Consider the following 13,454-nt stretch of genomic DNA (forward strand, 5'->3'; position numbering starts at 1 on the left):
TTTTACCTTCACATGTTTCTTCTTCAGTTAAGTTTACTGCATCAATTCACAATATTATGTTCGTATAAATAATCATACGAAATATCAATGAATAAAAATTCGCCACTTGCTAATGCCATTGAATAGGTGCGTGTTAAATCACCTGTTTCAATATCACTATAGACAGATGACAAATCCCCTTGATGATCCTTCGCCAGCTTAATAATATTTAATAGAAAATATGGACGCCAGCTCCAATTTTTACCGAGCGCTTCTTCTTGTACTTCCCACTGACCTTCTTTCCATCGGATATTTGGACTTGTTTGGAAGCCATTATTATCACAGATGTAAAGACGAAATGCGCAGTTTTGGAGTGCTTTCGCTAGCTGCATAAGCTTATTAGGCTGTGTGCCTGATGGATTTACTTGCTCAACAATTGTACAAATCGTTTTTTCTAATCGCTTCATTTCTTCGTACTTATGAAGGAGTTGTTTTTTTTCTGTTGCAATAAACTGCTCACATTCACTACGAAAACGTTCTTTGAGCGAATCACGCGAGTTAAATTGTTTGTCTGGTAATTGTAAATACGGCCCTTTAAAAAAGCGTGCGCCATTTTTCCAGCCTTGCTGTAATTGATATACCGTTCCGATGTTTTCTATTAATAGCAGTGTCCCCATCTTCACCGCGAGTGCACGAATCGTTGCAAATGCATGGTTTTGTGAACCCCATAAATTATAATTCAGTTGCCCGACATTAATTTTTAAAACGGCTGGTTCTAACATAAGTAAGTTTTCTAGCTGTGTTTGTGAGCCAACTTCCGAAAGCGCAATTTTTACTCCATAAGTTTTAATATAACGGATTAAATGGTGTAGCTGCTTGATTTCCCCTGCAAATTTATGCTCTGCCATCACAAGCGTAATTTGCGATAAGTTTTGCTCAGCAATTAGCTCCTTCAACATCGCAAAATAGCTTTCACCGTAATCTAACATGAGTAAATTCGGATTACACGGAATGTAGAGCCCGACATCCGAAATCAGGTGTGCAACGGATTGTAGGGACTTACGTACAAATAGCTGTTCAATCTCGGCACGTATATCTGCTGGTACGTCTTGTTCGTATGTAAATTGCTCCATATTAATAATGCCACTTTCACCATCTACTTGCCCAATGACCTCATAAGCAACGACACGATGACCATCTGCACTATATATTGGTTCATATAAGATTTCAATTTGATCGAGTTTATCTAACATTTCCAAAACACTCAATATAAAAGCCTCCTTCACTCGCAAGCTGTACCCTTATCATAATCCAAAAAATTAGATAACACAAAAGGTTACGTCAAACTATAGTAACATACTAAGAAAAGTAAGAAATAAGTTTACAAAAAAGGGGACGTCCAAGAAATACTTCCTGGACGTTCCCCCTTCGATTATTTTTACTTTGATACGAAAGATTCATATCTTTGGATAAACGCTGATATTTCAGCACGAGTTAAAATTTGGTCAGGTTTATAGTGAGAGGTTGTTGTGGCTGTAGTAATCCCATTATCCATGAAAAATTGAATCGCTTCGTTTTGGCTTACTGTTTTCCCATAATGGTAAGATGCCATCAGTTGTGCCATTTTGCCACGACTAATCCCTTTATCCGCTAGCGCTTTAGAAGCTGTAGACCCTTCATTTGCTAGTACGGGCATATGATACTTTTTCGCCATGTTGTATAAACCACTTTTATTCCATGACGAGTTATTTTTTACATTTGCTAATTCTTCATTTTGAGCAAAACGGAAGAAGATTGTTAGAAAATGTGCTTCTGTTAATTGTGTTTTCGGCTGTAACTGTGTTTCGTATTTCTTTGTTTTTGCATTCCATACATCACCATAACCACTAATTAAACTTCGGTCGATTGCCCAAATCATATCATCTGTCCACCAAGCGGTCTTGCTGAAGTCCGCAAACTTTTTAGCATAATCTGAGTAATCTGGTGTAGTGGTAACTGGAGGTGCTGGCGTTGAAGCTGAGTAGTCTAAATAGCTTGATGCTACATATCCCTTTGTCCCGTCACTTCTTTTCACAGGATACCAAACAAAATGGTTTGTCTTCGTTGATACTTCATCAAATTCAAAAGGACCCGTAATGGTAATAATTTCACCTTCACCTATAGTACCCATAGAAGGACTATCCTTAGTAGGTCTTGCTCTAAAGTTTACAGTTGTTGTTGCCCTAACTTTTTGATTGGTTTCAAAAAAATGCTTTGATTTAGTTAATGGTAAATCAAAATCATAGTTCATCGCTGAAAATTTAATATTTTCCTTGCTGTTCGAGTCGTATTGAAAATCTTCACGTGAAAATGGTAGTACTGTTAAGTCAATAAGTCCCATTTTTTCAACGATTCCGAAAATCTTTTCTTGATAGGCATTGACATTTCTTTCACCAGTTGCTTGGAAAATTGGACTATTGACTGGCTTCGTACCGTTATAAGCCATGACAGCAAAGTACCAATGTTCCAGTACATCTCTTTCTCCACCATTGATACGAGGTAGATCCTTTCGCTTAAACATGTTATCTAGTGTCTCTACACCAGCTTGAATATTATAGACAAGATCGCTTTTTAGTCTATCTTGATTGTAGTTGGCTTGATTTGTAATTTGCATAATGCCAATTCCATTATCAGCTGTCACAATCGCCTTACCATTTTGATCGAAATGACGCCAGTTTCCACTTTCACCTTCCGCTATTGCCTTCACAATTTCAGGCGGAACATCATAACTCAAGGCTGTTTCGGTTAACAAACAGTTCATTATAGAATAATTAGGGTTTACTTTTGATGCCGAATTATATTCACAAGTTTTTGCAATATTATTAGCTGATACATTATTATCTGTATTTATAGATAGCGAGAGGGTACCAATGGCCATCACACTAATCAATGGTTTCAATATCTTCTTCATATTTGCTTACTACACTCCCTTTCACATTTTCAATTGTTAAAAGATTCTAATATATGATATCACAAATCCAATATTTGAGATAGGATACTATTCAATCCATTTTATAAAGTAGTCCGAATTCTTCAGCATTCTCATAAACTTAGCGGATGTCATTGGTTCCATTGCGCTTCGTTTTTTCTTCTTCCAAACCACACAAAAAGCCTCCTCAATTTGTTATGTTTTACAACATACAAATCAAAAAGGCTTGGTATTTACAACCCTTAATACGTCATTTTGGGGTTGTGTTTACACTCTTTGGGGATTGTGTACACACAGTTTTTACTCGTTATTTACAACCCTAATGGCATATCATCTTACTCACATGGTTGCTCTTCTGCTGGGCGTGCTGCTGCTTTAAAGCTCGTTCCACAGCCGCAAGATGCAAGTGCGTTCGGATTATCGATAGTGAAGCCACCGCCCATAAGTGATTGCTTAAAATCAATTTTTGTACCTTGTAAAATGCCAGCATCTTCTTTTGATACTAAAATGCGAATGCCGTGCTGATTATCTGTAAAATCATCTTCGTTTACCTCATTATCGAAAGCCATTCCATACGATAAACCACTGCAGCCGCCGCCCTTTACCGCGACACGTAAGCTTGCGTGCTCCTCTTCGTTATGAGCCATCATTTCTTTGACTTGAAATGAGGCTGCTTCTGTTAAAATTACTACTTGTTTTTCAATCGCCATTTCAGTCACCTTCCTTTATACAGTTATCATATCAATAGTATTTCCCTTCTGACAACAAAACTGCCTGTTAAGAAAATACCATTTGCGCCAAAACACATAAAATGACGTATTTTTTAATGTTAATAACATAATCTTCGCAATCACTAAAGCAAATAAGACTAGATTTACAAAATTGCAAAAAGGAACATTGTACTAATTTTTTCATATTTCTTCTAATAATTAGTTACTATTTTTTTGTGATTCTTGTTATAATATACTTACTATTTTCAGCAGAGAGGTATGATTTTATGGAAATTTCTCCATTTTATGAAAAAAGCATCGAATGTATGCATTGTAAAAAAAGTTTCCCATCACTAAAAGTTCGCTCAAAATCAATCAAAATCGAGCATACCGAAACCGATTTCCAACCCATTTATGCAGATGAGCATGTCAATGCTTTGTACTATAATGTATTCGTATGTCAGCATTGCGGATTTTCATTTACGGAGGATTTCAACAAATATTTTGCACCTGGGGTAAAAGAGCAATTAAATGCGCAAATTTGTGATAAATGGATACCGCATAGCTTCAAAACGGAGCGCACCGTATTTGATGCCATTCAAGCATATAAATTAGCCTTTTTATGTGCAACAATCAAAAAAGAGAAATTTGTTATTACTTCTGGCTTAGCATTGCGTTTAGCATGGCTATATCGCTCACTGAAGAATACAGGTCAAGAAATGCGCTTTTTAAAAATTGCACGTGATCATTATATGGAAAGCTTCTCGAACGGTGACTATTCAAGCACACAAATGTCTGATGTGCGCATCATGTACATGGTTGCAGAATTATCACGTCGTTTAGAAGACTACGAAAATGCCACACGCTTCTTCTCCCGTGTCATTGAAAATCAACGTGTTGGTGGTGAGGCCAAGCTAGTTGATATGGCAAAGGAGCAATGGGAACTAGTACGCGCCGCACGCGAAAAAGTACCAAATTAAAAGGCAGGAGAATCGCTCTCCTGCCTTTTTTCGTTCTATTAGAATACTTGCTCTACTTCAATTACACCTGGCACTTCTTCTAATAAAGCACGCTCGATACCAGCTTTTAATGTGATTGTAGAACTTGGGCAGCTACCGCATGCACCTAGTAAACGTAATTTTACGATACCATCTTCAATATCTACTAATTCACAGTCACCACCGTCACGTAATAGGAACGGACGTAATTTATCTAAAACTTCTTGTACTTGTTGGTATTGTTCTGTTTCTGTCATTTTGCTCGACTCCCTTCACTAAAGTTATTATAATGTGAAGAAGTAAAAAAATCCATTATTGTATCACGAAAGGTTTGAATTCTATGTCTATAAAACAACCCATTATTGAAATTTACGGTGCGGATATTATGTGCGCAAGCTGTGTCAATGCACCATCCTCTAAGGATACATACGAATGGCTACAAGCTGCTGTAACGCGTAAATATCCAAACCAAGCCTTTTCAATCCGCTATATCGATATTGAAGGCGTAATTGAGAATGAACGCGATCAGGATTATGCGAATCGTATTCAAGAGGATGAATTTTTCTACCCACTTGTCCTAATTAACGATGAAGTTGTCGGTGAAGGATACGTACAAATCAAGCCAGTATTCACCGCACTTGAACAGCTAGGCTTTGTTCCTGAAGCAGAATAAGAAATATCCAGCCAAGAATTTCTTGTGCTGGACATTTTTTTAGTTTTCGTTTTGTCGTTTATAGTACCAAAGTAAACCTGATTTCATTAAGCGGGCAATACGGCCTGTTACGGTTGTGTCTGCTAAATGAACGAAGCCTTGCTTTTTCCCTAAAGAGCCCATGAAGCCTTTCATTTTGATGTCAGATAGCTTTTCAGGTAATGCCTCACCCTTCCAACGCATTTTTAGCACCTTGGCAATACGCTCTGCTTGTTCTTCTGCTAATTGAGCTGTTGGAGGTAAATGTGAAGAAGCCGAATCTCCTACTACATAAACATCTTCATCACCAATCACATGATAATGATCTGTAATAATTGGACGATTAAATTTGTCCTTTTCTACATCCAATTCACGGACGATTTTTACGGGTTGAACGCCGGCAGTCCAAACGATTACATCTGCTTCGATGATTTCGTCATGGTTGTGTAAGCGGCCCTCTTCTACACGTGTAATATTCGATTTTGCGATAACTTCTACGTTGTTTTTCTCAAACCAGCTTTTAATGTATTCACTTAGCTTCTCAGGGAAGTCACGTAAAATACGATGAGAACGGTCAAATAATTTAATTTTTAAATCTGCTCGGCTTTCACGTAATTCACTCGCTAGTTCGATACCTGAAAGACCTGCACCAATAATGGCTACTGTTGCACCTGGCGCTAAACCACATACTTTTTCGAAGGTAGTACGAGCCTTTGCAATCGTTTGAATGCTGTATGTGAATTCATCTGCCCCCGGAACACCGTGATATTTATCCACACAGCCTAAACCAATAACAAGCTGGTCGTACGCTACTTCCTGTCCATCTTCTAAGTAAACCTTTTTGTCTTCTCGATCGATTCGAACGATTTCTCCATAAACGCGTTTTAATCGATCATGTTCAGGAAAATCAACACGAATTTCTCTATCTGTTGATGTACCTGCTGCAAGTGCGTAGAATTCCGTTTTTAAGCTGTGGAATGGTGTACGGTCTACTAATGTAATTTCTACATCTGCCGGTAAGCTCGGTAATAGACGTAGTAAAATACGCATGTTCCCATAACCGCCGCCTAATAAAACTAATTTTTGCATAGCGTTTTCCCTCATATCTTTAATTAATCAATTACACCTCTTGTGCTTTGAAGAGGTTCATTCTTCACTTACCAATACGGTCACTACTTACAAAATGAAGAACGCCATTGTTCACAAACTTTCCATAAACATTATAACCGTTTGTGATAACATTCACAATATATTAAAGTATATTTTGTGAAAAAATTCACATAGAATCACCCTAAATGCGAGTACATAGCAATTGACGTCTGTCGCAAAACAAAGTAGCATGTGAAAGTAGCGAGGTGACAAGATGTTTAATATGGTTGAATTTTGTATTACAAATTTAGCAAATGGCGCACAGAAAACCTATGAGGAGCTTGAGAAAGATCCTGAAATAGATGTGCTTGAATACGGCTGCATGAGCTATTGTACAAAATGTGCACGCGGCTTTTATGCAGTAGTCAATGGTGAAGTGGTGGAAGCAGATACGCCAGACGAATTAACGAAGGCGATTTATCAATATATTGAAGAAAATCCGATGTGGTAATTTCCCACATCGGATTTTCTTATTTATTCAGTTCTAATAAGTTTTCTACACAATAAGTTGGTAATTGTGTTTGTTGTTTGACGATAGCGGTTGGTGTGACGCCTGTGTTTACATGAATCGTATCACAGCCGAAATGGATACCACATAAGATGTCCGTGTCGTAATTATCGCCAACCATGACCATCTCACTCTTATCAAAGCCATGATCATCCGCCACAATTTGTAGCATCAGAGGTGAGGGCTTGCCTACAAAAATCGGCGTCACCCCTGCAACATTCGCCACTAAATTTACAAATGAACCATTGCCTGGTGCAAAACTAGCCTCATTGGGAAATTTAATATCGCCATTTGTGCCAATTAATGCCGCGCCATTTTGTACATATACACATGCCTGAGCAAGTTTTTCATACGTCATCTGGCGGTCAATGCCCATGACTAAAATATCCGCCTGTTCTTCTGTAATCTTTAGTCCCTCTTGAACAAGTGCAGTACGAATCCCCTGCTCCCCAACAACATTAACGCGCTTGTCCTTACTCAGCTTTGCTACATATTTTGCTGTGGCAAGCGAGCTCGAATAAATATGCGTAAGCGGTGCGGTAATGCCGATTGCATCTAGCATTTGTTGTAACGATTCACGCGTCTTTGAAGAGTTATTCGTTAAATAAAACGGTTCGATTCCTTGCGCCTGTAGTTGATGTACAAAGCGAATTGCTGAATCAATTCCAGCCTTTCCGCGATAAATCGTGCCATCTAAATCAAAGCAATAGGCTTGATAGTGCATACTATTTATCCTCTGGTAAAAATGCAGATACTGGTCCTAATTCATTTGTTAAGTAAGCTTGCACTTTCTCTGAAAATTGCTTCAGGATTGGTAGGTTTTTCGTTAGGACCGTTAAAATTTCCTCATTATCTACGGCAATAAATTCACGCACAATCATTTTGCGTAAGCCAACTACTTCTTTTAATGGTGCATCCATTTCTGGTGTAATGACTTTTTCGTCGACAAAAATATCAATAATGTCCTCATAACTGCCTGGATCGCGCATGATGAAGCCGTCGATTACTAAGTTTCCTACATCCATCATCGCTTCCATCACATTATGACCAATACGTTGTAATGCTAATTTATGAATATCGTCGGCTAACCAGTTGTCTGTGCCTTCAAAAATGGTGATTAATTCGTCTAAATGTGCTAAGTTTTTAGTAATTTTATTTCTATCTACGAAATACATAGATAAAGCCTCCATTCAATCAATAAAAGTTGATAGTGTTTTCTAATCTATAGTACCATATTCTTTAGAGATGGAAGGGGTTCAAAACAAAATGGAACGATTTTTCTTATATGATGATGTAGAAGATACAAAAACGCGCTTTGTGAGCTTTGCAGGAAAAACACAGCGCTACGATTTAGCAGTTTTACAAAGTAGCCGATTTTTTGGCAAGGTGCTTGTACTAGACATCCAATTCGGCCGATTTGCAATTATCGGCGCAGATGATGTCGAAGAACCAGGATACTTAGAACATGTATACAACCGCACAGAAGTAGAAACAGAAGATTTACGTGAATACTTGAGAGAATTATTGAGTTAAAAAACAACGAGGAAGCATGCAGCATGCTTCCTCGGCGCAAAGGAAGTGTCCCAAAAGTAATTCTGGGACACTCCATTTAATATTAATCAATTTGTTGTTCAATTATTTCTTCTGTCGGTGCTTCCTCAGTAGCTTCCACCGCTACAACTTCTGGTGCACGACCCGTTTTTTTCACGATAAAATAGGCACAGCCAAAATTACAATACTCGTATAAATAATCCTGCACCGTACTAATTTTCGTATCAAATGTAGATTTTTGATTTTTGTCGTCAAAAAATCCTTTTAAACGTAGCTGACCATAGCCCCAGTCCCCTACGATATAATCATACTTCGATAAAATATCCGAATAACGTGCTGTAAACGCTTCTTCTTGAAAGCCCTCTCGCACATTTTCAATCATTTCATACAAATAACCTTCTACAATAATCAAATTAGACCCCACCTATCATACGTTCCATGTTATAAAACATTTCACCTGAAAGCAATATCGACCGTTAAATTTCTAGCTGATGTTTGGCTGCCGCGTTTACTTGTTCATCGGCATGGTAGCTACTACGTACGAGTGGGCCAGCTTCACAATGACTAAAGCCTTTTTCCATTGCAATTTTACGAAGCTTGCCAAATTCTAGCGGTGAATAATATTTCTTTACGGGTAAATGCTTTTTCGTTGGCTGTAAGTATTGACCAATTGTCATAATGTCGACGTTATTTGCACGTAAGTCATCCATTACCTCATAAATTTCTTCCAATGATTCGCCTAAACCAATCATCAATGAAGATTTTGTTGGAATTGTTGGCTCCATTTCCTTCGCGCGACGTAAAAACTCTAGTGACCGTTCATAGGTCGCCTTTGCACGCACACGCGGTGTCAGGCTACGTACCGTTTCAATATTATGATTTAAAATATCCGGCTTTGCATCCATTAGCATGCGTAAGTTTTCTTCACGGCCACCTAAGTCTGATGGTAATACCTCAATGGACGTTAATGGGCTTTTACGACGAATTGCACGCACCGTTTCGGCAAGTACTTCCGCGCCCCCATCTTTTAGATCATCACGTGCTACCATTGTAATGACAACATGCTTTAAGTTCATAAGTGCTACAGAATCGGCTACACGCTCTGGCTCCGCTAAATCAAGCTCATTTGGAAGACCTGTTTTTACCGCGCAAAAACGGCAGGCACGTGTACAGATAGAGCCTAAAATCATCATCGTTGCAGTACGGCGCTCTCCCCAGCATTCGTGGATATTCGGGCAGCGCGCTTCCTCACAGACTGTGTGTAAATTTTTTTCACGCATTAGCTTCTTTAGTGCTTTATACTCGTCATTAGTATTTAGCTTAATTTTTAGCCACTCCGGTTTGCGTAGATGCTCCTCTTTTGGACTAGTTGGTTTACAAGATGTCATTGTTCTTCTCCCTTTCACTCAACTACTACTAAGATATTGCTGTTGTCAATGTACCATAGATAGCGTTTACCAACAACTAACTATAGCTATTATTTTGACTAGTTAAAATATAGCTCAATCATACGGGATTGGAACTTCGATCGATGGCTGTGTGCCTTCCCCTGCACTATAAATATGCGGAACTGTGCCTTGAACTAAGCCGATTGCTACAGGAATTTTTTGCCTTACTGTCGCAGAGCTACTCGCAAATGGAACGATAATTTTAACATTGACCTCAATAAACAAATTCACTTCCACTTTGGCATTATTAATACCAAATTCAGTGATTGGGGATTCTATATCACTACCGACATTCCCAATAATATGAAAGCGTATCGGGATTTTCGGACCTAAATTCCCTATAATTGGAATATTAAGTGCCTGCCCGAGTGGTACAAAGAATACAATCCCATCTCCAGCCTCCATTTTCCCGACATCATATTCAACACTATCTAAATTTGGCAAATGCGATAGATCCCCATTTTCAGCCTGCTCTAAATATTCCTTTACTAAGGCTTGTGTTTCTGCACGCACTTGATTAATAATTTCGGTATTGAATTTTGTCGTAATCATATCTGTTGATTGTGTAGGTAAGTTCACAATAATCTCATTTACATCAAGAACACTAGAAGTACGCGAGTTAATTGCTTTGCTTACAACATACGAAGCCACCTTATACGTTTGTACTTCAGCATACTCTAAATAAATCGGCATTAAACGCCCGTTAATAATATAAATGCTCAGTGCCGTCATGAAGGCTAAACTCACTAATATAAGCGTCATTAAATTTTTACGATGGCTCTTTTTTTTCCTAAATCGCATTCCAGTTTTTTTACGAAAACGCAAAAAAATCCTCCTTCCCACAAAATATGAGAAGGAGAATGAGGTTATTCGGCTGGGACAACATAGTCCGTTTCGATTTTTTCAATAGTTACTTCCGGATGGTCACTTAGACAAATTTCGTATGTTGCTTCTAATAGCTTGTCGTTCGCTTCAAAAATACGCACCCACGGACGAGCAACATCGACTAAATTTTGCTTTGAGACAATCCCTCGTCGTCCATCGCTTAATAACACAATCGTCCCATTAGCATAATGTACGACACTACGTAAAAAGGCATCTACTACACGCGCATCGAACTTCTTTGCTCGATCTTCCATAATGATGGCAATCGCATCTGATGGTAGCATTTTTTTACGATATACACGATTGGATGTTAATGCATCAAATACATCTGCTACTGCAATGACCTTTGCAAAAGGGTGAATCTCAAAATCAACTAGCCCTCGTGGATATCCGCTCCCATCGATTCGCTCATGATGCTGGAACGCACAATGCGCCACGAGCAATGACACAGAATGCAAATTGCGTAATATATCAAAACCAAATCGTGCATGCTGTTTCATTTTTTCAAATTCTTCTTCCGTAAATTTACCAGGCTTCATTAAAATTTCAGATGGAATTAACAGCTTCCCAATATCATGCAACAGTGCACCGATACCGATTAAGCGAATGTCCTCATAGCGATAGCCTAACTCTTTGGCAATTGCCACTGAATACATCGTTACTTGAAATGAGTGCTGGTAAATATATTCATCATATAAATAGGCATCCGTTAAAATCATTAATACTTCGCTACTATTCATGACAGAATTTAAGATATCATCGACAATTAATCCCAGCACCTTGGATTGCTGATCTAATACATAGGAAGCTTGAGATGTTTTTGCTTGCTTCACTTCTGTAAAAGCCTTTGTCATATTCTTCACTGCTTCAATACGTTTAGCTGGGGGCACTGTTTCCTCAACGGAGATCCCTGTCGAAATATTATCATCAATATATAAATATTGAATATTCAATTCACGCAATCGCTCAACAATTCGGCTAGTTATGATGACGTCTTTATGTAATAGTGGATGTCCCGCTTCGTTCCAGATAGTTCTACCGACTACCATGCCTTCCTTCAACACATTGACCGATATTAATCGCATTTCTTATTTGTTCTCCATTCTAATGTTACATACATTATATAATTATAAATATTCGGTGAAAAGGTATATTTATAAAATTATGCGAATTTCTTCACACAATAATCTAGAAAAACATCCCGTATAAACTGTGGTAAAAAATACTCTTTCTTTGCATATTTAAAGCTTGGGAAAAAGAAGCCAAATGTAAATAAATCCAATGTCGCTAAACGATACTCCTGCTCTGCCCTAACAGGTATACCATTAATAAATAATTCACGCTCATGATTCATCTTCAATCCATAATTCAACATTTTACCGAAAATAACGCCTCGAAAACCGAGACCTTTTAATTCAAGTCGTGGCCAATCTTTATTTTCAGATTGCACAAAGATTTCCTTTAGCTCCCTACCTGTAATATGCACTACACATACATTTATCGGATGCGGTAAAATTTTGTGAATATCATATTTGGAAACATAGCCTTTTTTCAACGATTCGACAAATATTCCTGCATTAAACATGACACAATCTGAATTCGTATAATCATACAAACATTCTGCAAACAAATCTGAGAGCTGTGAACGATGAAACCATTCTTTATTATGAGACTTCGCTGTATAAAATAACGGTTGCGCCAACATTTGCTTTGCTTGCTGCTGGATGTCTTGTAACCATGCCGTTTCACCGGGAGCTTCTGGTAATAGGGCATTTTCATACAAATGATCTGACTTTTTCACTAGTTGTCTTGATGTATGATCAAATACCAATTGTAAATGACCTGTAAATTGTCCAAATTTTCCACCGCCTGTTAGCAGTACTCCGTTTTCAATCCGTCCATTTTCAAAGACATGGTGTGTATGCGCTCCAAATATAACATCAATAATCGGACATTCTTGTGCAAGCAGCTCATCCTCCGTAATGCCTAGATGGGATAGACAAACAATCAAATCTACCTCCTGCTGCAATGCATAGGCCCATTTAATGATTTCTGCTCTTGGGGTAGTCACTTCCCAGCCAAGCTCCTTATAAAACACTTCAAAAGGTGCTGTCGCAGCTAAAACGGCGATTTTTGTTCCGTATTGAGTTGTCAAAATCGTATACGGCTTCATCCACTGGGGGTTTTCCTGCTGAGTAGCAAATAAATTATTAATAATTACTTCAAATTGTGCCTCGTCATACAGATGATACAGCTCCTCATGCCCCAATGTGATGCCTTCATTATTGCCTAATGTTACGACGTCATAGTGGGCATCATTTAGCATTTTGACATTGCCATGTCCAAGCGTGGCCTCTGTATATAAATTCGAGCGATCTAGATGATCTCCTAAATCGACTAAAAAACTCGTCTCTCCTTGTTCTGCGAGCATTTTTCGCGTTGCTTCAATAAAATGCTGACTACGTTTCCAATACGTAAAATGACTATGTAAATCATTCGTATGAAAAAAATGAATATGTTCTCGCACAACTGCCACCTCTTTTAAAATTTTTTACCACAAATAATAC

At 38.2% G+C, this 13,454-nt stretch carries 16 protein-coding genes; 4 read left to right on the forward strand and 12 right to left on the reverse strand.

What is annotated here, in order from left to right; all coding sequences use genetic code 11:
* Positions 1 to 41 precede the first annotated feature (41 nt).
* From MKX47_RS15090 to MKX47_RS15100, 3 genes are all read right to left on the reverse strand, one after another.
* Positions 42 to 1,247: an EAL-associated domain-containing protein gene (locus MKX47_RS15090; protein WP_340775704.1), complete on the reverse strand. Its 1,206-nt coding sequence runs from the start codon at positions 1,245 to 1,247 to the stop codon at positions 42 to 44.
* A gap of 170 nt (positions 1,248 to 1,417) precedes the next feature.
* Positions 1,418 to 2,929 carry an SH3 domain-containing protein gene (locus MKX47_RS15095; protein WP_340775706.1) on the reverse strand — a complete coding sequence of 504 codons (1,512 nt, stop codon included), beginning with the start codon at positions 2,927 to 2,929 and terminating at the stop codon, positions 1,418 to 1,420.
* A gap of 353 nt (positions 2,930 to 3,282) precedes the next feature.
* A complete protein-coding gene (locus MKX47_RS15100) occupies positions 3,283 to 3,657 on the reverse strand; it encodes a HesB/IscA family protein (protein ID WP_340775708.1) in 375 nt (124 codons plus the stop codon).
* A 287-nt stretch (positions 3,658 to 3,944) separates the two neighbouring features.
* Here MKX47_RS15100 and MKX47_RS15105 point away from each other — a divergent pair, with 287 nt between their 5' ends.
* Positions 3,945 to 4,637: a DUF2225 domain-containing protein gene (locus tag MKX47_RS15105; RefSeq protein ID WP_340775710.1), complete on the forward strand. Its 693-nt coding sequence runs from the start codon at positions 3,945 to 3,947 to the stop codon at positions 4,635 to 4,637.
* Between the two features lie 38 nt (positions 4,638 to 4,675).
* On the opposite strand, the gene MKX47_RS15110 is transcribed toward MKX47_RS15105, so the two are convergent.
* Positions 4,676 to 4,912 carry a NifU family protein gene (locus MKX47_RS15110; RefSeq protein WP_445683592.1) on the reverse strand — a complete coding sequence of 79 codons (237 nt, stop codon included), beginning with the start codon at positions 4,910 to 4,912 and terminating at the stop codon, positions 4,676 to 4,678.
* Positions 4,913 to 4,995: 83 nt separating this feature from the next.
* Here MKX47_RS15110 and MKX47_RS15115 point away from each other — a divergent pair, with 83 nt between their 5' ends.
* Positions 4,996 to 5,328 (forward strand): YuzD family protein, encoded by a 333-nt coding sequence (locus tag MKX47_RS15115; protein WP_340775713.1) that lies wholly within the window; start codon positions 4,996 to 4,998, stop codon positions 5,326 to 5,328.
* A gap of 39 nt (positions 5,329 to 5,367) precedes the next feature.
* Here the strand turns inward: MKX47_RS15115 and MKX47_RS15120 are convergent, their stop codons facing one another.
* Positions 5,368 to 6,435 carry an NAD(P)/FAD-dependent oxidoreductase gene (locus tag MKX47_RS15120; protein WP_340775716.1) on the reverse strand — a complete coding sequence of 356 codons (1,068 nt, stop codon included), beginning with the start codon at positions 6,433 to 6,435 and terminating at the stop codon, positions 5,368 to 5,370.
* Between the two features lie 274 nt (positions 6,436 to 6,709).
* Here MKX47_RS15120 and MKX47_RS15125 point away from each other — a divergent pair, with 274 nt between their 5' ends.
* Entirely contained in the window at positions 6,710 to 6,946 is a 237-nt protein-coding gene (locus MKX47_RS15125; RefSeq protein ID WP_241370185.1) for a YuzB family protein, read from the forward strand.
* Between the two features lie 19 nt (positions 6,947 to 6,965).
* Here MKX47_RS15125 and MKX47_RS15130 read toward each other — a convergent pair whose 3' ends face one another.
* Together MKX47_RS15130 and MKX47_RS15135 are read right to left on the reverse strand one after the other, a co-directional pair.
* A complete protein-coding gene (locus MKX47_RS15130) occupies positions 6,966 to 7,727 on the reverse strand; it encodes a TIGR01457 family HAD-type hydrolase (protein WP_340775724.1) in 762 nt (253 codons plus the stop codon).
* 1 nt (position 7,728) lies between these two features.
* Positions 7,729 to 8,178: a DUF86 domain-containing protein gene (locus MKX47_RS15135; RefSeq protein ID WP_340775726.1), complete on the reverse strand. Its 450-nt coding sequence runs from the start codon at positions 8,176 to 8,178 to the stop codon at positions 7,729 to 7,731.
* A gap of 91 nt (positions 8,179 to 8,269) precedes the next feature.
* Here MKX47_RS15135 and MKX47_RS15140 point away from each other — a divergent pair, with 91 nt between their 5' ends.
* On the forward strand, positions 8,270 to 8,536 hold the full coding sequence (locus MKX47_RS15140) for a DUF3055 domain-containing protein (protein WP_340775728.1): 267 nt from the start codon (positions 8,270 to 8,272) through the stop codon (positions 8,534 to 8,536).
* 82 nt (positions 8,537 to 8,618) lie between these two features.
* On the opposite strand, the gene MKX47_RS15145 is transcribed toward MKX47_RS15140, so the two are convergent.
* The 5 genes from MKX47_RS15145 to MKX47_RS15165 all read right to left on the reverse strand — a co-directional run bounded on the left by MKX47_RS15145 (position 8,619) and on the right by MKX47_RS15165 (position 13,414).
* Positions 8,619 to 8,966 carry a YutD family protein gene (locus tag MKX47_RS15145; protein ID WP_340775731.1) on the reverse strand — a complete coding sequence of 116 codons (348 nt, stop codon included), beginning with the start codon at positions 8,964 to 8,966 and terminating at the stop codon, positions 8,619 to 8,621.
* A 64-nt stretch (positions 8,967 to 9,030) separates the two neighbouring features.
* On the reverse strand, positions 9,031 to 9,942 hold the full coding sequence (gene lipA / locus MKX47_RS15150; protein WP_340775734.1) for a lipoyl synthase: 912 nt from the start codon (positions 9,940 to 9,942) through the stop codon (positions 9,031 to 9,033).
* Between the two features lie 114 nt (positions 9,943 to 10,056).
* Entirely contained in the window at positions 10,057 to 10,827 is a 771-nt protein-coding gene (yunB, locus tag MKX47_RS15155; RefSeq protein WP_340775735.1) for a sporulation protein YunB, read from the reverse strand.
* A gap of 41 nt (positions 10,828 to 10,868) precedes the next feature.
* A complete protein-coding gene (locus tag MKX47_RS15160) occupies positions 10,869 to 11,972 on the reverse strand; it encodes an HD-GYP domain-containing protein (RefSeq protein ID WP_340775738.1) in 1,104 nt (367 codons plus the stop codon).
* A gap of 77 nt (positions 11,973 to 12,049) precedes the next feature.
* The gene (locus MKX47_RS15165; protein WP_340775741.1) at positions 12,050 to 13,414 is read right to left on the reverse strand and encodes a bifunctional metallophosphatase/5'-nucleotidase; all 1,365 of its coding nucleotides are present in this window, start codon (positions 13,412 to 13,414) and stop codon (positions 12,050 to 12,052) included.
* Between the last annotated feature and the right edge of the window lie 40 nt (positions 13,415 to 13,454).

This window comes from Solibacillus sp. FSL R7-0668 (assembly GCF_038006205.1).
Lineage (GTDB): Bacteria > Bacillota > Bacilli > Bacillales_A > Planococcaceae > Solibacillus.